The organism is Caballeronia sp. ATUFL_F1_KS4A (assembly GCF_023630905.1).
Classification (GTDB): Bacteria; Pseudomonadota; Gammaproteobacteria; order Burkholderiales; family Burkholderiaceae; genus Caballeronia; species Caballeronia zhejiangensis.
The window spans coordinates 445,330-466,993 of the sequence record NZ_JALQEB010000002.1 but is presented as its reverse complement, the minus strand read 5'-3'; the positions used below and the strand labels follow the sequence as shown (position 1 = coordinate 466,993).

The following is a 21,664-nucleotide window of genomic DNA, read 5'->3' as shown; positions in this document are numbered from 1 at the left end:
GATGACGCGCCCGCAAGCGGCGCGTCCCTTCACGTCCATTCACCTCTGCGCGCCACGCCGTGGCCGGAATGGACGGGCATTCACGCCTTGACGCATGCCCTTCGCGCCCTATTCTTAGTGTGCGCGTTATGCGGTTGCTTAAGCCGGCGGCCGGACATCGAACTCCACGCGCATCGCGGCTTCGCGTTGGCGCCGCTTCGGTTCATGACAGAACGAAGGAGACCCGATGTTCCACCAGCTACTCACCCCGATCGCCAATTCCCTGTTCGCATCCTTCATCGTCGCCGCGCTGCCGATCATCCTCGTGCTCGTGCTGCTCGGCTGGGCGCGCCGTCCCGCGTGGCAGGCGTCGCTCGCGGGGCTGGTCCTTGCGCTCGTCATCGCCATCGCGGGCTGGCATTTTCCGGTCGGGCTCGCGCTCGATTCGGTCGCGGCCGGCGCCGTGTTCGCGCTGTGGCCGGTCATGTGGATCGTCTTCGCCGCGATCCTGCTCTACAACGTCGCGCAACGCTCGGGGCGCTTCGAAGCGTTTCGCGTGTGGATGGTCGATAACCTGCCGAACGACCGGCGCATCGTGCTCGTCGTGATCGGCTTCTCGTTCGGCGCGCTGCTCGAAGGGATTTCGGGCTTCGGCACGCCGATCGCAATCACGAGTTCGCTCTTGATCCTGCTCGGCTTCCCGACGCTCGAAGCGCTGACCTTCACGTTGATCTTCAACACGGCGCCGGTCGCGTTCGGCGCGCTCGGCGTGCCGATCACCGTGCTCGGCGCAGTGACGCACCTGCCCACCGATGCGCTCGCCAAAATGGTCGGTCGCCAGTTGCCGTTCTTCGCGCTCTTTCTGCCCTTCTATGTGATCGGTATCTACGCGGGCTTTCGCAACATGATGCGTATCTGGCCCGTGCTGCTCGTCTCGGGCGGCGTGTTCGCATTGACGCAGTTCGTGACGTCGAACTACATCAGCTATGCGCTCACCGACGTGCTTTCGTCGCTCGTCTCGCTGATCGTGACGATCGCGTTCCTGCGCGTGTGGAAGCCCGTCGCGGACGAGCGCTTCGCGGTGAACGTCGAGCGCGCCGGCGCGACGCGTTCGGCGATTCCGGGCGGCCAGGGCTGGGTGCCGTGGATCGTGGTCTCGGTGGTCGTGATCGTGTGGACGGTGCTCAAGATCTTCATGATCGGCGACGTGAAAATCGCGTGGCCGGGCCTCGACAAGGCGGTCTACATCACGCTCTACAAGCAGCCTTACGGCGCGATCTGGGACTTCCAGCCACTCGCGACGGGCACGGCGATCCTGGTCGCGTCGATCATCACCGCGTTGATGGTGAAGCTGCCCGCGCGCGAATACGTCGCGGCGATCGGCGATACGTGGGTGCAGACGCGCATCGCCATTCTGACGGTCGCGACGATCGTCGGCCTCGCGTATCTGATGAACTACTCGGGCATGAACTACACGCTCGGTCTGGGCGTGGCGTCGGTCGGGCCGTTCTTCCCGCTCGTGTCCGCGTTCCTCGGGTGGGTCGCGGTGTTCCTCTCCGGCAGCGACACGTCGGGCAACGCGCTCTTCGGCAATCTGCAGGTCGTCGCGGCGAACCAGCTCAACCTCAATCCGGTGCTGATGGCGGCGACCAATTCGTCGGGCGGCGTGATGGGCAAGATGATCTCGCCGCAAAACATCTCGACCGGCGTCGCGACCACCGAGCTCAAAGGCAAGGAAGGCCTCGTGTTCGCGCGCACGTTCAAGCATTCGATCTTGCTGACGATCCTGCTCGGCGTGCTCGTGTGGCTGCAGCAAAACGTGCTGACGTGGATGATCCCGCCGCATTGAGCTTTCGCGCTTCTCCTGTTTCTCCCGCTTCTTGCGCTTTCGTCCGGCGGACCATTTCTGAGACGAACGCGGTGCTAACATGCGCGGACTTTCGATGAGCCTTGCGAAGTCCGCCCGCCATGTCACCCGCCAATCTGCTGCAACTGATCGTCCTCGCCGCCCTGTGGGGCGCGTCGTTTCTCTTCATCCGCGTGGGCGTCGCCGAGTTCGGCGTCGCGCCGCTGATGGCCGTGCGCGTGGGCATCGGCGCCGTGTTCCTGATCGCGATGCTGCTTTCGCGGCGGCCGCTCGCTGAAACCGCCGCGACGCTGAAGAAACGCTGGCTTCAGTTGCTCGCCGTCGGCATTCTCAACTCGGCCGCGCCGTTTTGTCTCTTCGCGTATGCCGAATTGACGCTTTCGGCCGGGGCCACGTCCGTCATCAACGCGACGACGCCGCTGTTCGGCGCGCTCGTCGCTTTCCTGTGGCTCAAGGATCGCCTGACGACCGCGCGCACGATCGGCATGGCGATCGGCTTCGCGGGCGTGCTCGTGCTGGTGTGGAACCAGATCGCGCCGGAGCACGCCGGGCAAGCCGCCGCGCTGCCGGTGCAAGGCATGCTCGCGGCGGCGGCGGCGCTGGCGGCGTCGGCGCTTTACGGCGTCGCGGGCAACTTCGCGAAAAAGTATCTGATGGACGTCGACGCGATGACCAACGCGGCCGGCAGCATGATCGGCGCAACGCTCACGCTCGCGCCGATCGCGCTCTTTACCTGGCCCGCCGCGCCGGTTTCCGCGCACGCATGGGGCGCGGTGCTCGCGCTCGGCATCGGCTGCACGGGGATCGCGTATTTCATCTACTTCCATCTGGTCGCGGTCGCGGGCCCGGCGCGCGCGATGACCGTCACGTTCGTGATTCCGCTGTTCGGCATTCTGTGGGGCGCGCTCTTTCTCGGCGAGCACGTCTCGCTCGTCATGATGGCGGGCTGCGCGATCGTGCTCGCGGGCACCGCGCTCGCGACGGGCGTGGTGAAACGCGTGCCGTTCGTCGGACGGCGAAAATTCGCGCGCTGACTATACTGCTTTCGGGAAAAGCGGCGGTGTGCGGGCGGCATCGTCCGCAAGGGTGAAATTGTTTGGATGCCGTTGCACGCCGTGCGGCGCCGCGTCATCCTTCGCGCTTTTGCCGGGAGCCGTCATGCACGATCTGTTCGCCAAGCTCAAGCACGAAATGATGAAAATGGTCCCGCCGACCGTTTTCTTTTTCATCCTCCTGCATGCCGTCGCCATCGTGCGCGCGTTGATGGTAATGGGCACCGGCATTTCGCTGACCTCGTCGATGTCAGTGCTCGTCGCTTCGCTGATTCTCGGCAAGTCCGTGCTGATCGCCAACATGCTGCCGTTCATCAACCGCTATCCGGACCGTCCGCTGGTCTGGAACGCCGCCTGGAAAACGCTGATCTACACGGCCATCGCTGGCATCCTGCACTATCTCGAGCGGCTGCTGGACTTCTGGAAGGAGACCCACGGCCTTGCTGCCGCGAATCAGGCGCTCATCGCGCATATCAACTGGCCGCAGTTCTGGGCCGTCCAGATCCTTCTCGTGCTGATGATCGGCAACTACTGTGCGTTCGCCGAACTGGGCCGCGTGATCGGACGCGACGTGCTCAAGTCGTGGTTCTTCGGGCCGCGCGTCGACATGCCGCCGAAGTGGCAAAGCTGAGTCATTCGCCCCGCACCGGCCCGCGCCCCGCCTTGATCGCGCCGCGTTTCACCTTGCCTTCGACGCGCCGCAACTGCGATGCGCGCGTCGGCTTCGTCGCGATTCGCTTGCGGCGCGTGACCGACACGCTGCGGATGAGTTCGTCGAGACGCGCGAGCGCCGCCGCGCGATTCATGTCCTGCGTGCGATGCTCCTGCGCCTTGATGACGATCACGCCCTCGCGCGTGACGCGGCTGTCGGAAAGCGCGAGCAGACGCGCCTTGATGTGCTCCGGCAACGAAGACCCGCGGATGTCGAAGCGCAGATGGATCGCGCTCGACACCTTGTTGACGTTCTGACCGCCCGCGCCTTGCGCGCGCACGGCCGTCAGCTCGATTTCGTTGGGCGGGACGGCGAGGCTGTCGGTGATGGTCATCGGTCGAATTCCCTTGATAGGCGCCGCATTCTCGCGGCCAGCCCGGAGTCGCGGCGCGTCGGCTCCCGGACGGCTTGCGCGAAGATCGCCGCCGAGCCGATCACTTCGACTCTGCGCTTCGCCCGCGTGATCGCCGTGTACACCAGCTCGCGCGACAACACGCGCACGAACGCGCCGGGCAACACGAGCGCCGCGTGCTCGAACTCCGAGCCTTGCGACTTGTGCACGGTGAGCGCGAACGCGGTGTCGTGCGGCGGCAGCGCAGCGGGCGACACGTAGCGCAGCGCGCCATCGGCCAGGCGGAACGCGACGCGCAACAGGCCGTCGGCGCCAGGCAGCGCGATGCCGATATCGCCGTTGAAAAGCCCGAGCGCGTAGTCGTTGCGCGTGACGATCACCGGCCGTCCGGCGAACCACTGTGCACCGAGTGCAAGCGCAATGCCCGCTTGCTCGCGCACTTTCGCCGCGATGCGCGCGTTCACTTCGTCGACGCCGCGCGGCCCCTTGCGCGTCGCGCACAGCACGCGGAAGCGATTCAGCGCATCGAAGAGTCGGGCGTGATCCGCTTGCTCGCCGTCGAGCACGGCCGATAGCGCGTCCGCGTACGGCGCGAAGCCTTTCGCGAGACGCGCGAGGGTGCGCTCGGACAGCGTCGCGTCGCCATCGTCGAAGAGCACGGCCGCGCGCTCGCCCGATGGATCGAGCGCATCGAGCGCGGCCCGTTCGTCGCCATTGCGGATTGCGATCGACAGACGCCCGATGTCCGAATCGAGCCCGAAGCGATAGTTCTTCTGCAGCCACACGACGCAATCGGTGAGCGCGGGCTCGGCCTTCGCGTCGAAGAGATCGCCGTAGCCCTCGGAATCGTCGATGGGCGCGGCGTTCGGCAATGCGGCTTCGAGGCGCTTCGCATCGACCGAAAGCGCCGCCGCGATGCGCGCCACGCCCGCATGGCTGAACGACGGCTCCGCGCTCAGTTCCGCGAACACCGCGCCCGCTTCCACCGCCGACAGTTGATCCTTGTCGCCGAGCATCACGAGACGGCTCGCCGGCGCGACGGCTTCGAGCAGATGGGCGGCGAGCGCGACGTCGATCATCGAGGCTTCGTCGACGACGATCACGTCATACGGCAACGGATTGTCGCGATGATGCCGGAAGCGCCCGTCCGACTGCACGCCGAGCAATCGCTGCAACGTGAACGACGTGCGCGGCAGGCGTTCGGCGAGTTCGGGCGGCAGCTTGTCCGCGCGTTCGATGAGCGCCTCCTGCATGCGCTGCGCCGCCTTGCCGGTCGGCGCGGCGAGCGCGATGCGCAAGTCCGGATCCGCGTCGAGCAGACACGCGAGCACGCCGACGACGGTCGTCGTCTTGCCGGTGCCCGGCCCGCCGCTCACGATCGTCAGCCGTCCCGCCAGCGCGACGAACGCCGCGACCCGCTGCCAGTCGATGTCGTCATCCGCGTGCGGGCCGAAATAGCGCGCGATGCGTTCGGCCTGTCGCGCGATGTCCTCTCGCGAAGCGGTCATGCGCGTATCGCGCGAACGTTCGACGAGCGAGCACGCGAGCCTGCGCTCGTAGTCGAAGTAGCGCGCGAGATAAAGCCGCCCGTCCTCGTCGATGACGAGCGGCAGCAGGTCGGCCGCGTCCGCGCGCGCGCCGCCGCGCACGAGGCACGCGACACCGCTTGCAAGCAGCGCGTCGCGCGCCTCGTCGAAACGCGCGTCGTGACGGCGCGCGAGCGCGGCGAGCGGCAGGCACACGTGGCCTTGCGCGGTCGCGCGGCTCATCGCGAGCGCGGCGCGTTCGGCCCACAGCACGCTGCGTTCGTCTGCGTTCAGGCGCGCCGCGAGCGCGCTCATGCGCCGCGCGAAACCTTCGGCGAGCGCCGCGCTTTCATCGGCGGGCGCGGGCACGGGGCGCGTCGCCTGCATTGCATCGAGCGTGCTCATGCCGCGCCTCCCGACATCAAACGATCGAGCGCCTCGACCAGTTCCAGCGACGGCCGTCCGCGATGCACGCCGCACGCTTCTTCACCGTCGCGCCAGTCCGGGCGCACGCCGCGCACGAACAGATACAGATAGCCGCCGACATGCGTGTCGTACGCATAGCCCGCGAGCCGCGCGCGCAAATATCGATGCAGCGCGACCACGTAAATGAGCGCCTGAAGGTGATACGCGTGCTCCGCCATTGCCGTGGCGAGCGGCGCGGCGGCGTAGTCGGAAGCGGCATCGCCCAGGTGATTCGACTTCCAGTCGATGATCCAGAAACGGCCTTCGTGCTCGACGATCATGTCGATGAAACCCTTGATGAATCCGCGCAACGCGCCCGCCTCCAGCGCGACGTCGGGAAAACCGTGCGCCGCGAGCAGACGCCGCAACGCGCTGAAATCGAGCGAATCCGCCGGGAACAGGAACTCCAGTTCGTTCATGCGGCGCGGCGTCGGGATGGTCGCGAGCCGCATGCCGGGCGCGATTTCGCTCCTCACGGTGTCGCCGATGAGACGCAGCATCATCGGACGCAGACGCGGCGCGAGCGCTTCCGGCGCGGGCGTCGGATGCTCGTGCAGCGCGCGCTCGACGGCGGCCGGCCAGCTCGACTCATCGGTGAAATCCGCCAGCTCGAACATGCGATGCAGGCATTCGCCCGCCGCCGCGCCGCGCGGAAACGCGAGAATGTCGTCGGGATCGAGCGGCGATTCGTCACTTGAAGCGGCGTCCGTGCGCGCGGTGTCATCGAGCGCGGCGAGTTCGTCGTGATCCGGACGCGCTTCCACCGGCTGCGCCTGATTCGCCTCGTCGCGCGCGCCCGCCGCGATCAGCGAACTGAAGCTCGCCATGCGCCAGCGATCGCGCAGGATGCGCCGGTTCGTGCGCGCGGCGATGTCGTGTTCGTGGGACGCGTCGGCTTCGAGCGGCTCGCGCGTGTCGATCACCGGCAGCGGCGCGACGCCGATCGCGCCCTGCGACCGCGCCGCAACCGCATGCCACGCCGCGACGATTTCCGCTTCCTCGGGCGGCGCATCGCAGAACGCATCGAAGTCTTTTCCGCCACCCGCGACGAGCCAGTTGAGGACGCTTCGGCGCGACTCCTTCGTCGACCGGCTCGACAGATAAGAACCCGCGACGACATAGCAGCGGAACACCGCGCGCGTCAGCGCGACATACACGAGACGCGCGCTCTCGGCCGCCTGCTCGCGCGCAATGGCCGCACTCGCGAGATCGTCTTCGTCGCCTTCCATGCCGTAATGCAGCACCGCCACGCCCGCGTCGTCGTGATACTCGCGCGCATCGGGCAAACCGGATTTCGACGCCTCGCGCGACGCGCCGTCGTTCAGGAACGGACAGAACACGACCCCATACTCAAGCCCTTTCGACTTGTGCACGGTCACGATCTGCACGAGATTGCGGTCCGATTCGAGACGCAGTTGCGCTTCCTCGCCGCCGCCCTGCTGCTCGCGTTGCGCCGCGAGCCAGCGCAGCGTCGGCGCGATGCCGGGCTGTTCGGCCGAGCGCGCCTGCAGCAGCTCCGCCAGATGATTCACGTTCGTGAGCCGGCGCTCGCCGTCGGGCCGTGCGACGAGACGCGTCGCGATCGACAGCTCGCGCGCGAGCGTGCGCCACATCACCGCGAAGCCGCGCTCGTGCCAGATCGTGCGATAGCGCGAGAAGCGCTCGACCCAGCTCGTCGAATCGATCGGCTCGCCGTGCGGATCGGCGGCGTCCGCGTGTTCGAGCCGCCAGAGCGCGGCGGCGTCGAGCCCGAACCAGTCGGTGGCGAGCGCGGCGCGCAGGCGGCGCAGATCGCCCGGCGTGTCGATGGCGGCGAGCACGCGCTCGATCTGCTCGGCATCGAGCGAGCCGAACACGGACGCCTGCGCGAGCTCCACGCTGCCGATGCCCCATGCCGCGAGCACGCGCTTCACGAGACTGCCCTGCCGATGCGTCCGCACGAGCACGGCGATATCGCCCGCCGACAGCGGCGCTTTCCCGATGGTCACTTCGCCGCGCTGCGCACCGCGCAACAGCCGCGCGATCTCTGCGGCGCAGGCCTCTGCGGCATCGCGCTGCGCATTCGCTTTCACAAGCACCGATTCGCCGTGCGGCAGCATCCACACGCAGAAATCCGCGATGTCCGAATACGCGGCGGCCGGCGTGTTGTCGACGAACGGTCCGCGCTGACGCGTGCCCGCGCGCACCGGCTGATAGTCGAGCCCATCTAGGATGAACGCCGACGGATTCGCCTCGAACAGCCGGTTGCACGCCTCGATGATCGGCGGCGTGGAGCGCTGGTTGACCGCGAGCGTGTAGCGCGCGCTCGCGCCGTCGCGCGCGGCGAGATACGTGTGGAGGTCGGCGGCGCGGAAGCTGTAGATCGCCTGCTTCGGGTCGCCGACGAGAAAGAGCGGCCCGTGCGGCGCGAATACGCGATCGAAGATCGCGAACTGCAGCGGGTCCGTGTCCTGAAATTCGTCGATGAGCGCGGCTGGATAACGCGCGCGCAACGCCTCGGCGAGCCACGCGTGCTTCACGAGCGCGTGATGCAGGTTCGACAGCAGATCGTCGAACGACACGACGCGGCGCGCGCGCTTGCGCGCGGCGAGTTCCGAAGGCGCGTGATCGAGCCATTCACGCACGATGTCGAGCCACATCGCGCGCTGCGATGCCTCGGCGGCGGCGGCGGACGCGGCGAGCGCATCGGCCTGATCGAAGAAGGCGTGCGCGGGCGGCGTGTTCTTGACCTTGGTGCCCTTGGCGAGCGCGGTCGCCGTGAGCTTGAGCGCCCGCTCGGGCGGCGGCGCGTGGCAATCGCCTTCCGCGAAGTAGGCGCTCCATGCCTCGATGGCCTCGCCGACGATCTTCGTGCTGTAGCTGTTCGCTTTCAGCGCATCCTTCGCGTCGGAGAGCAGCTTCACGATGCCGTCGCGCTCGGCGTGCCACAACGCGCAGGCTTGGTCGAAGAGCGCCTGCATGTCGGCGGTTTGCGCGGCGCCGAAGTCACCGAAACGCAGCGCCGCGAGCGGCTTCTTCAGACGCCGCGCGAGCTGCGCATCGAGCGATGCCGGACCCGCGCCCTTCGCGACGAGCCAGGACGCGAACGACGGCACGCGCGCCGCCACCGGCTCGACGCGCTCGCGCCAGAAGTCGGCGGCGAGTTCGAAGCGCAACGCGCTGTCGTCGGCTTCCATTTCGAACGCGAACGGCATCGCCGCGGCGAACGGCGCTTCCTGCAGCGCGCGCTGGCAGAACGCGTGAATCGTGTGGATCGCGGCCTGATCGAAGGTCGACACCGCGATGCGCAGGCGCTTCGCGGCTTCGTCTGCGTCGATGCCGGCGAGCGTCGTGTCGAACAGTTGCTCGATGAACGGATCGCCCGCCGCATCGCCGTTTTCGATCGCATGCGCAACGCCCGCGAGCCGCGAGCGGATGCGCTCGTGCAGCTCGGCGGTCGCCGCCTTCGTGAACGTGACGACTAGAATCTGCTCGACGGACAGGCGCTTTTCGAGCAGCAGCCGCACGTAGAGCGCGCAGATGTTCCAGGTCTTGCCGGTGCCGGCGGAAGCCTCGATCTGATTGACGCCGTCGAGCGCGCAAGAGAAGACGTCGAGTTCCTGCACGCCGATGTTGTCCAGAGATGAAGTCAGGTTGGTCATGCGCCGCTCCGCAGATGTTGCACGAGCGGTTCGAACACGATGCGCGCGAGCGCGGCGAAGGCGTCGTCGAGTGCGAGGTCCGCGCCGCGAAAGGCGATGCGAAACACCGGATCGTCGGATTCGGCGTGCGTGCGCTCGGATTCCCACGCGGCCTGCGCTTTCGAATCGCCCTCCTTCACCTTGAGCCACGCGCTCTTCGGAAAGAAGCGCAGCGGCATGCGGCGTCCCGCGCGATAGAGCGACGCGAGCGCGGCGAGATGCGCGAGCGGATCGGCGACGGGCATCAGTTCGAAATCCGCCGATTGTGCGCCGCGCCCATGCCAGATCGTGCGGCGCGGTCCGTCGGGCAGCGCCGCGCAGTAGGCGAGATGCGCGAGCCACGCCGACAGATAATCGCGTGCGCGCGGTGCGTCGTAGCGATAGATCACCTGGCCTTGCGGCGTCAGCGCGTTCAACGTGCCGACGAGCGCCATCGGACGGACGTCGACGAGCGAATCGTCGTGCGCGCCGAATAGCGCGATGCCCGCGGTGTCGGGCCAGCGTGGCCTCACGTCCAGCAAGAACGGCAGACGTTCGACGCCCGCCGACGTCGATGCCCGCACGCGCTCCGCCAGTTGCCCGAGCGCGTGCAGTTCGCGCGCCTGCCACACGCCGCCCGTCGCGCCACCCGGCATTTCGGGACTCGCGCGCGCGACGCGTCTTGCGAGTTCCCGCGCGGCGCGCTCGCCATCGTCGGCGGCGTCGAGCAGCGCCGGCAGCACGCGCGCGGCGAGCGCATCGCGGCCCGCGAAGCCGAGCTCGAACGGCTCGGTGTCGTCGAGTTCTGACTCGGCATCGACGAGCGCAATGCCCAGGCGGTCGCGCAACAGCGAGCGCGCCGGATGCCGCCAGAAGCGCACGAAGTCGTCGAACGCGACGGTCTGCGCGTCGTCTTCCGGCGGCAACGGCGCGCTGAAGAATCGCGCGACGGGCTGCGACTTGCCCGACTCCAAAGCGCGAGCGAGTTCGGCGCGCTCGGGTTCGTAAGTGAAGAGCCTGCCATCGTCGCGAAAATACTCGGGCGCATACGGCTGCAGCGGATGCTCGAACACGAAGCGCGCGCGCGCGTTCGCGAGTTCGTCCGGCGCCGCGTGCTTGCCCGCGACGGACTGCGCGAGATAGTCGAGCAGTTCGTCGATGAGCGCGGCGGGCGGCAGCACGGCGTTGTCGCGGATGCTGCGGCCCGTGTACGCGATCATCAGCCGGTCGCGCGCCGCGAGCGTGAGATCGAGAAACAGATTGCGCTCGTCGTCGCGGCGCTGACGGTCGCCGAGCTTGCCGAAGCGCGCCATCAGATCGAACTCGTCGGCGCGCGCGAGGCTCGGCAGCATGCCGTCGTCCATGCCGAGCAGACACACGACGCGATACGGCAGCCCGCGCAAGCTCGTCAGCGACGAGAACGTGACGCCGCCCCAGGGCACGCCGCCCCGCGCTGGATCGTCGAGCGTATCGGTGAGCGCGGTGCGGATCACGGCGGCCGATACTTCGGTCTCGCCCGCGCCCTCGTCCATTGCGGCGATCAGCGAATCGATCGCGCGGCGCACGTCGCCGACGGCGTCGGCGAACGCGACGCCCGCATCGAAAAAACGCTCCAGCGCGTCGAGCAGCAGATCGCCCCAGGCGCGCGCGGTGCGCGCTCTCGCGATGCGTTCGGCGAACGCGTCGATATCGTCGACGAAGCGCGTGAGACGGCCGAGCAATTCGGCCTCCGACCCGTTCGCCCCTTCGATCGGCAGCCAATCCGCGACCGGCGCGCCGCCGCCCGGCAGCGCATAGCCGAGATAGAGCCGCGTGAGCGCATCGGCGAATGTGTGACGCGCGGCGGGCACGTCGTCCGCCGTCACGTCGTCGGGACGCAGGCCGCGCCGCGCGCCTGCCGCCGCGAGCCACGCCTGCGCCGTTTCGAGCGCGGCGGCGTCGATGCCGTAGCGCGCCGCGATCGCATCCACGCGCAGCCATTCGACGAGCTCGGGCGCGCCGACGCTGCGTTCGGTGAGCGCGAGCCAGTCGATGAGCGCGCGCGCGACGGGATTCGCCTGCGACGGCGGCAGGCCGGTAATCCGATACGGAATGCGCCGGCGCTCGTTGCTCGCGCCCGCGGGCGCGGTGCCGAAGATGCCGTCGATGAGCGGCCCAGCGACTGCGAGATCCGGAAACGCGACGAGCACGTCCGAAGGCTCCAGCCCTTCGATATCGTCGAACCAGTCGAGCAAGCGGTCGTGCAGCACTTCGAGCTGGCGCGACAGGCTGTGACAAACATGCACTTCGATGCCGTTCTCGACGATGTCCTCGGGCTGCGGCTCGGCGCTGTCTTCATCGAGCGCGAGGATGCCGTTTTGCAGACGCGCGAGCCACGTAGGCGCGGGATTGTTCTCGTACAGTTGCCGCTCGCTCGACGCCGCGCTCTCGGTCAATTCGTGCAGCATGTGCAGTTGCGCCTGCGTCTGCCGGCCCCACTCCGCGAGCAGCGGATGACCGACTTCCTGATAGTCCGCCTCGCCCTTCAATTCGAGTTGCTCGACGCGCGCCTCGCTCACGATGTCGAACCAGAACTCGCGGCAAGGATTCTGTGCATAGACGCGCACGTCGATCCAGCGCGACAGCTCGCGCAAGAGCGCGATGTGCAGCGGCGGCATCGTCGGCAAGGCGAACACGCTGATGCGGCTCGGCCATTGCGCGCGCATCACCGTATCGAGATCGAAGCCGGGGGAACCGGCGAGGAAGCGGTATGCGGGCGGCGTCGGGTCTTTCTCGTCGCCGTTCGCATCGCGGGACAGGTCTTCGAGCAGTGCGCGCCAGAGCGCTCGTTGCCAGCGCTCGTCCTCGCGCTGGATGTCGTTCGCGCCAGAAAGACGCGGGCCGCGCGCGTCGATTTCGGCATTGCTTCCCGTGAGAATCGAGCCGCCCGCCTGCCAATGCGTGAGCCACTCGGGCCGATACGTCAGATAGTGATCGAAGACTGTCGCGATGCGCCGCGCGAGTTCGTAGCGCATGGAATCGTCGGCGGCGTTCAGATACGTCGATAGCCGCGCCGAATCGCCGAACGATGGATCTTCGAAGAGCCGATAGCAACGCCACGCGAGCCGGTCCGGCGAAAACGGCGAATGCGCGGGCACCGGCAGCACGCGCCCGATCTGCGCCCACAGCCATTGCGCGAGATAACAGAAGTCGACGTTCGCGCAGATGCCGAAGCGCTCCGCCATATCGAGTTCGAGCCGGCGCCGCAACGCCGCGCTCGGCACGATGACGGACTCGCGCGCGAAGGGATCGCCCTCGCGCATCGCAAACGCGTCGAGGTCTTCGAAGAGCGCTGCGGCGAGCGTCTCGTGACGATTCGAATAGAAGAGTTCGAGCATGGAAAGCGGCTTGCTATGCGGTCTGTGAAAGCTTCACCGGCGCGCGATTTGAAAAGCTTTGTCAGCTAATGCGCCAGCATAACAAAGCGGACGTGCCGCCGAGAACCTGGCCGAATGGCCGAGGGTCGAAGCCCGGGTGAGTTGGGTTAGACTCGATTCTCGCTTCGTCTCCATGACGTCAACGAGCGTAAAACAGGAAGTCGATGCGCTATTCGTTCGAAATCAGGAAGTTCATTTACAGCCAGTATTTCTTTGGCGGGTTGCGCATCGCGCTCGGCGTATCGCTGCCCGCCGTCCTGATGCTCACCGTCTTTCACAATCGCGAGCTTGGTTTCACGATCGCAACCGGCGCGCTCGGTGCGTGCGTCGTCGACATGCCCGGCCCGCTCAGGCACAAGCACAACGAGATGCTCGCGTGCACGGTGATCGGCTTTCTTGCGGCGCTCGCAACGGGCATCGCGACCGCGAATCCGATCACGCTCTGGCTGACCATCGTGCCGCTGACGTTCGTGCTGTCGCTGATCGTCGTGTACGGCAATCGCTGGCCGCAGATCAGCTTCGCGACGCTCTTCATGATGGTCGTCACGCTGGAAGAGCATTTCACGCCGATGCAGGCGCTCATCAACGCATCGTGGATTTTGCTGGGCGGCCTCTGGTACACGTATTGGGCGACGCTGGTCTCACGGCTGCTCGTCTATCGCATCGAGCAGCAGGCGCTGGCCGAAAGCATCTTCAGTTGCGCGGAGTATCTGCTCGCGCGCGCCGAGTTCTACGACAGCGACGCCGATCTCGACGAGTGTTATCGCGTGCTCATCGAAAAGCAGATTGCGGCCGTCGAGCGGCAGGAAGCGGCGCGCGACATCGTGCTGCGCAACTTGCCGAAGGTGAAGAGCGGCAAGCTCAACGCGCGGCGCGCGCGGCTCTTCAATCTGTTCATCAACGTGGTCGATCTGCACGAGTTCTTCGTCGGCGCGCATACGGACTATCCGCTCGTGAGAAAGACGTTCGCCGGCTCCGACGTGCTGATCTTCTATCGCGACCTGATGCGCAAGGCGAGCGCGGATCTCGAGGAAATCGGGCTCGCGGTGCTGCAGAACAAGGCGGCCGGCCGGCAGATCAGCATGAAGGCCGAACTGCGCGCGATCGAATACGAACTGGAACTGATGCGCAAGCACGGGCTGCCGGAGAAGAATCCCGAAGCGTACGCGGCGGCGGCCGCCGTGTTCAGGCGTCTGTGGAGCGCGACGCGTCTCATCGACAAGATGCGCCGCCGCACGCGCGACGAACCGAGCGTCACCGAAACCGAAGTGCAGATCGACCACGCGCTGTCGCGCTTCATATCGAGCCGGCGCGTGCCGTTCATGCAGATATTCTCGAACCTCACGATGTCGTCGCCGAGTTTCCGGCATGCGCTGCGCGTGACGATCGCCGTGGGTATCGGCTTCTGGCTCGGGCGTCTCTTGCCGCTCACGAACGCGTACTGGATCGTGATGACGACCGTCATCATTCTGAAGCCCGGCTACTCGCTCACCAAGCAGCGCAACACGCAGCGGATCATCGGCACGGCGATCGGCTGCGCGGTGACCATCGCGCTGATCCTGTTCTTCAAGGAGCCGCATATCCTGCTCGTCGTGATGTTTGCGTCGATGGTGATGAGCTACAGCCTCCTGCTTTTCAACTATGCGGCGAGCGTCGTGTTCACGTCGTCGTATGTGCTGCTGATGTTCCATCTGCTCGCGCCGGGCAACATGCGGATCATCGGCGAGCGCGCGATCGACACCGTCGTCGGCTGCGCGATCGCGATCGCGGCGAGTCATCTGTTTCCGTACTGGGAATATCGGCTGATGGGCAAGCCCGTGAAGGATCTGCTCGCCGCGACGCGCAATTATCTCGAAGCGAGCTGGTGGTGGCGCGGGACGCAGACCGACAAGGCGCGCGCGGCTGCGGTTCACGCGCCGGCGGCCGAAACGCCGGTCGATCGCGCCGTGTTCGCCGATGCGAATGCGGGTGCGGTGGCGGCGACGTCGTCGGCCGTGGCGACGCCCGCGCAAACGGTGACGATCGCGGCGGAAGCGGTCAGCGAACCGGTCGAGCCGATGGCCGCCACGCCGCCTCCCGCCGCCGATTCCGCGATGAAAGCCGCGAGCGCGACGGCGCAGCGTTTATCGCCGGTGAGCATCGGCGAGAGCACGGCGGCCACGGCGAGCAAGGGCGCATCCGCCGCGGCGACGGTGACCGCCACGGCGCTCGACCGCGACTTCCGCTACCGGCTCGCGCGCAAGAACGTGCATATCGCGTTCGCCAATCTCGCGCAGGCGTTCCAGCGCATGATGCTGGAGCCCAAGGCGCAGCAAAGGTATGCCGCCGAATTGAACGATCTGCTCGTGCAGAGCCATGTGCTCGCCTCGCAGATCACCGCCGCCGCGCCGCTGCTTCAATCGCTCAACGAGGTGGGCGGTCAGCCGTTCGAGCCGGTGCAGCGCACCTTCGGGATCGTGCGCGACAATCTCGCCGAGGCCGAGGGCGAACTGCCCGGCGCCGCCAAGCCCGATGCGCCGCCCGCTCACGCGGACGCGCTCAAGCAACTGCGGCGCGATCTGGACAAGATGGTCGTCGATGCAGAGCGCGCGCAGTCGCTGCCCGCCGATGCGCTTCACGATCTCAAGCTGCTCGCGCATCAATGCAAGCAGATGCTGACGGCGTCATCGCTGATCGAGAAGGACGCCGCGCAGATTCGCCTGCCGGTTTGACGCGTGCCTACTGCGACGCGCCGACCGCCGGCACGGCGGGGCGCACGTCGCTCGCCGCGGATGGCTGCGCGTTTTCCTCGTCGAACTCGCGCTTCTCGCGGATCGCGTTGAACAGGATCGTGCCGATCACGATCAGCACCACGACGACGATGAACACGCTGACGGCGCGGGTCGGATTCTTTTTCGGCGTACCGTCCGGGCGGCGCGGATCGCGGGGGTCGTGGCTCATGAATGGATTCGTGGCGGCGTGTCGGGAAGAACCCGCTATGGTACTCGGGTTGGGTTTCAGTTGGATTGCGGGGCGCCCATCGTCGTTTCGCAACCCGCGCCGCCATCGCGAAATTCTCTGCTGCACGCGCGCGCTTGAACGCGGCCCGTCCGATTGACGATACTAGTCACGATTCCATGCGCGTCCGATCCCGGGAAGGGCTAAAGGGGCAATCCCGGGATACCTAGTGACCGGACGTGTTGAGCCGCCCGCCCGGGCGGCTTTTCTTATGTGTCGGCGGTTCAGGGTTCGAGCGTGGGGCGCACCGGCAACGCCGTCGAATACTTGATCTGCTCCATCGCGAAACTCGAGCTCACGTCATACAGCGGCACGGCGCGAATGAGTTGCTTGTAGACGCGATCGTAGTCGTCGATATCCGACACCACGACGCGCAACAAATAATCGGTCTCGCCGCTCATCCGGTACACCTCGACCACTTCCGGAATATCGCGCACGGCGCGCGTGAAATCGTCGGCCCAGGTCTGCGTGTGCTGGTTGGTGCGTACCGCGACGAACACCGTCGTCCCGACGCCCAGCTTCTTCGGATCGCACAACGCAACCTGCGCGCGGATCACGCCCGTCTCTTTCAGACGCTGCACGCGTTTCCAGCACGGCGTCTGCGAAAGGTTCACGCGCTGCGCGAGTTCCGCGATGGGCATCGTCACATCCTGCTGAAGCAATTCGAGCAGCTTGCGGTCGATGAGGTCCATTCCCATGCTGCACCCCTTATAGGAAATTATTCTATTTCTTGATGGTCGAGCGGAATTATATGGAAACTAATTCTGGAGGCAAGCCGGTATAAATGAGCGGATCGAACAACAACGACGCGACGGCTCATCCACTATGCGACTCGAACATGTCAGCCGCCTGGCGCGGCCCTCTTCATCGGCTTTGGCGGCTTCCCCGGCCGCCGATTGTGCCGCGTTACGAAGCCCCGCGCTCGAACGACTGTGCCGCGAAATCGACGCCGCATTCGCCACCGCCGAAGCGGATTCGCGCGCGTCGTTCGGCGAGCGCGTGCGCCTCGCGCTGCAACGCGCGATCGCCGATCCGGGCCTGCTGCGTCCCGATCAGCGCGTGAGCGATCCGCGGAACTATTGCCGTCATCTGCTCGCCGCCGACCCGCTCAACCGTTACGCGATCGCCGCGCTCGTCTGGGAGCCGGGGCAAGCGAGCCCGGTGCATGGTCATCGGACATGGTGCGGCTATGCGGTGATCGATGGCGCGCTCGAAGAAACGCTTTATCGCTGGGATGCAGTCGCCCATCGCGCGATCGAGACGCGGCGTCATCCGCGCGCGCCGGGCGCGGTGTCCTATGTGGATGCGGGACGCGGCGCGATTCATCAGCTCGGCAATCCCGCCGATGCCGCCGCGCGCGCCGTATCGCTGCATGTCTACGGCGTCGCGGGCGAGCAGATCGCCACACACGTCAACGATCTGCTCGCCGCCTGAAAAAAGCTCAGCCCTTCCCCGGCTCGGACGCGGTCGGAATCTGCGGCGGAATCTGCACGGATTGATCGGTCGGCGGCGGCGCCGGCTGGGGTTCGTGCGAAACGTCGCGGGCCGCGGCTGCGGCGATCTTCGTCTCGCGCACAAAGGCCGGCCCGGCCGCGAGTTCTTCTTCCTCTTCCACCGGCGCCGGCGCCTCGCCCGTCCAGATGCGCCGCGCGCGCTCGCGTCCTTCGGCGTCCGCGCCCGACATCGCGTCGCGCGTCATTTGCACGTGCATCTGCGGAACCGGAATCTCGATGCCGGCTTCGTCCATCTTGCGCTTGATACGCAGATTGAACGCCCGCGCGACGCTCCATTGCTGCAACGGGCGCGTCTTGATCTGCCCTTTCACGACCATCCAGTTCGGATCGAAGCGGTCGAGTCCCCACACTTCGACCGGCCCGAGCATTTCGAGCCGATAGCGGAAATCGTCCAGCAGATCCGCGCCGACTTCGCGAATCATCTGCGTGACCTGGTCGACGTCCGCCGAAAACGGCACGCGCACCTCGAACACCGCGTACGCGAAATCGCGCGACAGATTCTTCACCGTCTTGATCTGCGAGAACGGAATCGCGTGGATCGCGCCCTGGCCGTCGCGCAGGCGCACGGTGCGGATCGTCAGGCTTTCGACGATGCCCGCGTGACCGCCTTCGACCTCGATCGAATCGCCGACCGAAATCGTGTCCTCGATGATGATGAAAAGCCCGGTGATCAGATCCGCCACGAGCGATTGCGCGCCGAAACCCACCGCGAGGCCGATCACGCCCGCGCCCGCGAGCAGCGGCGTCACATTCAGGCCGAGATTCGCGGCGGTGACGATCGCGGCGACCGTCAGCAGGAACACGAACACCACGTTGCGCACGAGCGGCAGCATCGTGCGGGCGCGCATGCTCGGGCCGCGTCCGCCGCGCCGCGCCGCGTCGGGCCTGAGCGCTTCCTGAATGCCCGTGTCGATCAGAATCCAGATCAGCCAGACGACGAAGAACGTCAGCACGATCATCCCGACCGCGTGCGTGATGCCGCGCGCGGCGACGCTCTCCTCGGCCATGTGCGCGAGCGAGAATCCCCAGAAACGCGACGACAATTCGAGGAACACGAGCCAGACGCCGACCACGATCATCGTGCCGACGAACTTGACGAGCCTGCGCACATACGCCGACTGGCGGCGCGGTTTTCTCGACTTGGGCCGCGTGATACGCACGACGATCGCCGAGAGAAAGAACGCGACGACGAGCAGGCCCGCGGTGGCGATCGCCATCTGCAGCACGTTTTCCGACGTACCGATGCCCATGAGCGTCGCCACGACCGACGCCGACGCGAGCAGCAGCAGCGGCAACTGCCAAAGCGACGCGACCACTTCGAACGTCTCGGTCGCGGCCTTGCGCGTGTTGCGCTGCTCGTACGTGCGGCTGCGGATCAGATGCGCGACGGGCCGCTGGAACGCGAGCGCGAAATACGCGGTGAGCGCCGCGGCGCCCATGTTCGCGCACGTCGAGATCAGCGCGGAGAGATTGGTGCCGAGCTGCTGCGCGACGTCGTAATTCGCGGCGGCGTCGCCGAGCGCGCCGAGCGTGCCGATCAGAAAGAGAAGCCGCCGCGCGCGGCCGATGAGCAGGTTCACCGCGACGCGCCGGTGCGCCGAGCCGAACAGCGAGAACATGATGAGACAGATTGCGGAGAACACCGCGCCCGCGACGATCGCGTAAGCGGTGACCATCGCGAGCGTGCGGCCGAGCGACAGCGGCATGTAGTGCGTGAACGTGAGCGCCGCGAGGAACGCGAACAGGTACGGCGCGACGCGGCGCAGCGTGAAGAGCAGCAGTTCGCGCGTCGTCGGGTTCGAATGCAGGCCGCTGTCGATGCCGAATCGCGCCCGCACGCGCCGCTGCAGATAGACGAGCGCCATCGCGCATGCGCCCCAGCCCGCGAGCGTCGCGAAATAGTTGAAGAGCGTGCGGCCGAACGATTCGCGGCTCTGGCTCGTGACGATCGTGAAAAGCTCGTTGCCGGCGGCGTTGAAGCGTCCGACCCAATAGGCGATAGGCGTCTTGCCGCGCTTCACGTCGGCCTCGATGTTCGTGAGCGCCGACGCGATCGCGCCCAGCAAGCCCGCGTTCTGCGCGATGGTCGCCACGACCGACGATGCCGTCGTTCCCGAAGTCGGCTGTGCGCCCGCTGCCGTGCCGCTCGCGGCGGTGTCCGCCGTCGCGGAGGCCGCCGCGGCGCCGGATGCCGGAGCGGTGGAATCGGCGGCGCGCTTCGCATCGCGCAGATGCTTGAGCTGCGCGACGAGCGCCGTGCGCTGCTTGTCGCTATCGAGGGTGGCGATGATGTTGTCGAGCGAGCGCAGCATCTCGGCGTCGGACATCGCGGGCGCCGACGCGGCATCCGGTGCGGATGCGGGCGCGGCCGGCGTGATCAGTTCCTGGAACGTGGGCAGCGTGAGGGCCTGTGCGGCCTGGACGGCAGGCGAGGCGAACACGATCGACGCGGCCAGCGCGGCGAGCATCGACGACATTGCAAGCGAAAACGCGCGCGCAGCGTGGCGCGCGAGTGCGGCGCGCAACAGCACGCACGCCGCCATCCAGGAGATCGCGCCAGACGCCGCCGCGCTTCGCGGCGCGAGCTTGCGTGACTTCATAACGGTCTCGATTTCTGAAAGTCCGCCAGTTTAGCGGCTATAACAGGGAGGCCGCCCAAAGCGGACGTAACCGAATGTTAAGCGCTTCTGCGTTGATTTTTCAGACGAAACAGCTCTATTTATCCATCTCGGTGCGCGCGCCGCTGGACTCGGACGTGGGTCCGGCGACCGAGCCTTGCGCGCTCGCTTGCGGATTCGACGCGCCGCCCGACTGCGCGGACCATTCCTGCAGCTTGCGCCCCGCCGATTGCAAGCCCGCGCCCGTCGCGCTCGCGGCATTGTTGATCGCGGCGTTCGTCGCGCTCGCCGCGCTGTCGAAGTTCGATCGCGCCGTCGCGGCGACGCTGCTCGCGGAGACATCGGGCATCGATCCGGCGCTGTCGATGTTCTGCTGCGCCGATTGTTTCGCGGCATCGACCTTCTGGCCGACGTAGCTCGCCGCCTGGTCGAACTTCTGGCTTGTCTGGCTCGCCAGATTGTTGAGAGCGCTCGCGGCCTGCCCCGCGGTTGCGTCGTGCTTCTCGCACGCGGCCAGCACGCCCAGCGCGGCGAGCGTCACGGCGATGCGGGTCATGGGAGTCATCTGCATGGTGATACCTTCCTTCGTCTCGAAACTCGCGCCCATCATACGCTGTCGGTGCGCGTCGCTTCGCGCTGTCACATGCGAAGCGCGGCGCGAATAGTAGACTGATCCGCGCGGCGCGAGCGCGATGGAGCGGCGCGCGGCATCGAGCATCCGACAACCCATTCCCTGACGAGGTTAGCGATGGCTGCCAAGAAGATTCTGTTTCTCACCGGCGATTTCGCCGAGGACTATGAAACGATGGTTCCGTTTCAGGCGTTGCAGGCCGTCGGCCATACGGTGGATGCGGTGTGCCCCGGTAAAAAGCGCGGCGACACCGTGAAGACGGCGATCCACGATTTCGAAGGCGATCAGACTTATACGGAGAAGCCGGGACATCGCTTCACGCTGAATGCGAGCTTCGACGACATCGATCCGGCCCGTTACGACGCGCTCGCGATCGCAGGCGGCCGCGCGCCGGAATATCTGCGCCTGAACGATCGCGTGCTCGAACTCGTGCGGCACTTCGCGCAGGCGAACAAGCCGATCGCCGCGGTCTGCCACGGCGCGCAATTGCTCGCGGCGGCGGGCGTGATCGAAGGGCGGCGCATTTCCGCGTACCCGGCGTGCGCGCCCGAAGTGCGGCTCGCGGGCGCGACTTACGCCGATATCGCCGTCGATGAGGCCATCACCGATGCGAATTTCGTCACCGCGCCCGCATGGCCCGCGCATCCGGCGTGGATCGGGCAATTCCTGACGCTGCTCGGCACTCGAATCGAACTTTGAAACCTTGCATCGCAGGGGAACCTCGCCTCTGGTCAACGGGGTGCGCCAGCCTTACATATAGCTGGCGCAAACGATTTACCCGCGGTGAGCGGCGAATAGAATTTTCCCTCTACATTTCGGAGACTTCTGGTTTTGGCACCCTATTCGGTTGGCATATATTTGCCGCCGTCCCGCCTC

At 66.7% G+C, this 21,664-nt stretch carries 14 protein-coding genes; 6 read left to right on the top strand and 8 right to left on the bottom strand.

Annotated features, from left to right (window positions below):
• Nucleotides 1–226: 226 nt before the first annotated feature.
• From NCS03_RS05270 to NCS03_RS05260, 3 genes are all read left to right on the top strand, one after another.
• The gene (locus NCS03_RS05270; protein WP_250528887.1) at nucleotides 227–1,828 is read left to right on the top strand and encodes an L-lactate permease; all 1,602 of its coding nucleotides are present in this window, start codon (nucleotides 227–229) and stop codon (nucleotides 1,826–1,828) included.
• 119 nt (nucleotides 1,829–1,947) lie between these two features.
• Nucleotides 1,948–2,880, top strand: a complete 933-nt coding sequence (locus NCS03_RS05265) for a DMT family transporter (protein ID WP_250528886.1) — start codon at nucleotides 1,948–1,950, stop codon at nucleotides 2,878–2,880.
• A gap of 124 nt (nucleotides 2,881–3,004) precedes the next feature.
• Nucleotides 3,005–3,529: a hypothetical protein gene (locus tag NCS03_RS05260; RefSeq protein WP_008350584.1), complete on the top strand. Its 525-nt coding sequence runs from the start codon at nucleotides 3,005–3,007 to the stop codon at nucleotides 3,527–3,529.
• 1 nt (nucleotide 3,530) lies between these two features.
• Here the strand turns inward: NCS03_RS05260 and arfB are convergent, their stop codons facing one another.
• The 4 genes from arfB to recC are packed head-to-tail and all read right to left on the bottom strand — an operon-like array spanning nucleotide 3,531 to nucleotide 12,989.
• Nucleotides 3,531–3,944, bottom strand: a complete 414-nt coding sequence (gene arfB, locus NCS03_RS05255; RefSeq protein ID WP_244807860.1) for an alternative ribosome rescue aminoacyl-tRNA hydrolase ArfB — start codon at nucleotides 3,942–3,944, stop codon at nucleotides 3,531–3,533.
• The gene (gene recD / locus NCS03_RS05250; protein ID WP_250528885.1) at nucleotides 3,941–5,893 is read right to left on the bottom strand and encodes an exodeoxyribonuclease V subunit alpha; all 1,953 of its coding nucleotides are present in this window, start codon (nucleotides 5,891–5,893) and stop codon (nucleotides 3,941–3,943) included. The genes arfB and recD overlap by 4 nt, the downstream gene beginning before the upstream one ends.
• Nucleotides 5,890–9,594 carry an exodeoxyribonuclease V subunit beta gene (gene recB, locus NCS03_RS05245; RefSeq protein WP_250528884.1) on the bottom strand — a complete coding sequence of 1,235 codons (3,705 nt, stop codon included), beginning with the start codon at nucleotides 9,592–9,594 and terminating at the stop codon, nucleotides 5,890–5,892. Before recB ends, recD begins: the two co-directional genes overlap by 4 nt.
• Nucleotides 9,591–12,989: an exodeoxyribonuclease V subunit gamma gene (recC, locus tag NCS03_RS05240; protein WP_250528883.1), complete on the bottom strand. Its 3,399-nt coding sequence runs from the start codon at nucleotides 12,987–12,989 to the stop codon at nucleotides 9,591–9,593. Before recC ends, recB begins: the two co-directional genes overlap by 4 nt.
• Before the next feature lie 203 nt (nucleotides 12,990–13,192).
• Between recC and NCS03_RS05235 the strand changes: the two genes are divergently transcribed.
• Complete coding sequence (locus tag NCS03_RS05235; protein WP_250528882.1) at nucleotides 13,193–15,739, top strand: FUSC family membrane protein; 2,547 nt, start codon at nucleotides 13,193–13,195, stop codon at nucleotides 15,737–15,739.
• A 7-nt stretch (nucleotides 15,740–15,746) separates the two neighbouring features.
• Here NCS03_RS05235 and NCS03_RS05230 read toward each other — a convergent pair whose 3' ends face one another.
• Nucleotides 15,747–15,968: a hypothetical protein gene (locus NCS03_RS05230; RefSeq protein WP_008350594.1), complete on the bottom strand. Its 222-nt coding sequence runs from the start codon at nucleotides 15,966–15,968 to the stop codon at nucleotides 15,747–15,749.
• A 281-nt stretch (nucleotides 15,969–16,249) separates the two neighbouring features.
• Nucleotides 16,250–16,723 carry an Lrp/AsnC family transcriptional regulator gene (locus NCS03_RS05225; protein WP_033536869.1) on the bottom strand — a complete coding sequence of 158 codons (474 nt, stop codon included), beginning with the start codon at nucleotides 16,721–16,723 and terminating at the stop codon, nucleotides 16,250–16,252.
• A gap of 127 nt (nucleotides 16,724–16,850) precedes the next feature.
• Between NCS03_RS05225 and NCS03_RS05220 the strand changes: the two genes are divergently transcribed.
• Complete coding sequence (locus tag NCS03_RS05220; protein WP_250528881.1) at nucleotides 16,851–17,459, top strand: cysteine dioxygenase family protein; 609 nt, start codon at nucleotides 16,851–16,853, stop codon at nucleotides 17,457–17,459.
• 7 nt (nucleotides 17,460–17,466) lie between these two features.
• Here NCS03_RS05220 and NCS03_RS05215 read toward each other — a convergent pair whose 3' ends face one another.
• Together NCS03_RS05215 and NCS03_RS05210 are read right to left on the bottom strand one after the other, a co-directional pair.
• Nucleotides 17,467–20,139 carry a mechanosensitive ion channel family protein gene (locus NCS03_RS05215; protein WP_250439451.1) on the bottom strand — a complete coding sequence of 891 codons (2,673 nt, stop codon included), beginning with the start codon at nucleotides 20,137–20,139 and terminating at the stop codon, nucleotides 17,467–17,469.
• 115 nt (nucleotides 20,140–20,254) lie between these two features.
• Nucleotides 20,255–20,728: a BCAL1086 family glycoprotein gene (locus NCS03_RS05210; RefSeq protein WP_051079045.1), complete on the bottom strand. Its 474-nt coding sequence runs from the start codon at nucleotides 20,726–20,728 to the stop codon at nucleotides 20,255–20,257.
• A gap of 177 nt (nucleotides 20,729–20,905) precedes the next feature.
• Here NCS03_RS05210 and NCS03_RS05205 point away from each other — a divergent pair, with 177 nt between their 5' ends.
• On the top strand, nucleotides 20,906–21,487 hold the full coding sequence (locus NCS03_RS05205; protein ID WP_250439448.1) for a DJ-1/PfpI family protein: 582 nt from the start codon (nucleotides 20,906–20,908) through the stop codon (nucleotides 21,485–21,487).
• Nucleotides 21,488–21,664 lie beyond the last annotated feature (177 nt).

Excerpts from the sequence above, each read along its gene's own strand:
- NCS03_RS05265 (WP_250528886.1), top strand. The coding sequence starts at position 1,948 with ATGTCACCCGCCAATCTGCTGCAACTGATCGTCCTCGCCGCCCTGTGG.
- NCS03_RS05205 (WP_250439448.1), top strand. The coding sequence starts at position 20,906 with ATGGCTGCCAAGAAGATTCTGTTTCTCACCGGCGATTTCGCCGAGGAC.
- NCS03_RS05225 (WP_033536869.1), bottom strand. The coding sequence starts at position 16,723 with ATGGGAATGGACCTCATCGACCGCAAGCTGCTCGAATTGCTTCAGCAG.
- NCS03_RS05260 (WP_008350584.1), top strand. The coding sequence starts at position 3,005 with ATGCACGATCTGTTCGCCAAGCTCAAGCACGAAATGATGAAAATGGTC.
- NCS03_RS05235 (WP_250528882.1), top strand. The coding sequence starts at position 13,193 with ATGCGCTATTCGTTCGAAATCAGGAAGTTCATTTACAGCCAGTATTTC.
- recB (WP_250528884.1), bottom strand. The coding sequence starts at position 9,594 with ATGACCAACCTGACTTCATCTCTGGACAACATCGGCGTGCAGGAACTC.
- recC (WP_250528883.1), bottom strand. The coding sequence starts at position 12,989 with ATGCTCGAACTCTTCTATTCGAATCGTCACGAGACGCTCGCCGCAGCG.
- arfB (WP_244807860.1), bottom strand. The coding sequence starts at position 3,944 with ATGACCATCACCGACAGCCTCGCCGTCCCGCCCAACGAAATCGAGCTG.
- NCS03_RS05220 (WP_250528881.1), top strand. The coding sequence starts at position 16,851 with ATGCGACTCGAACATGTCAGCCGCCTGGCGCGGCCCTCTTCATCGGCT.
- NCS03_RS05270 (WP_250528887.1), top strand. The coding sequence starts at position 227 with ATGTTCCACCAGCTACTCACCCCGATCGCCAATTCCCTGTTCGCATCC.
- NCS03_RS05215 (WP_250439451.1), bottom strand. The coding sequence starts at position 20,139 with ATGAAGTCACGCAAGCTCGCGCCGCGAAGCGCGGCGGCGTCTGGCGCG.
- NCS03_RS05230 (WP_008350594.1), bottom strand. The coding sequence starts at position 15,968 with ATGAGCCACGACCCCCGCGATCCGCGCCGCCCGGACGGTACGCCGAAA.
- NCS03_RS05210 (WP_051079045.1), bottom strand. The coding sequence starts at position 20,728 with ATGCAGATGACTCCCATGACCCGCATCGCCGTGACGCTCGCCGCGCTG.
- recD (WP_250528885.1), bottom strand. The coding sequence starts at position 5,893 with ATGAGCACGCTCGATGCAATGCAGGCGACGCGCCCCGTGCCCGCGCCC.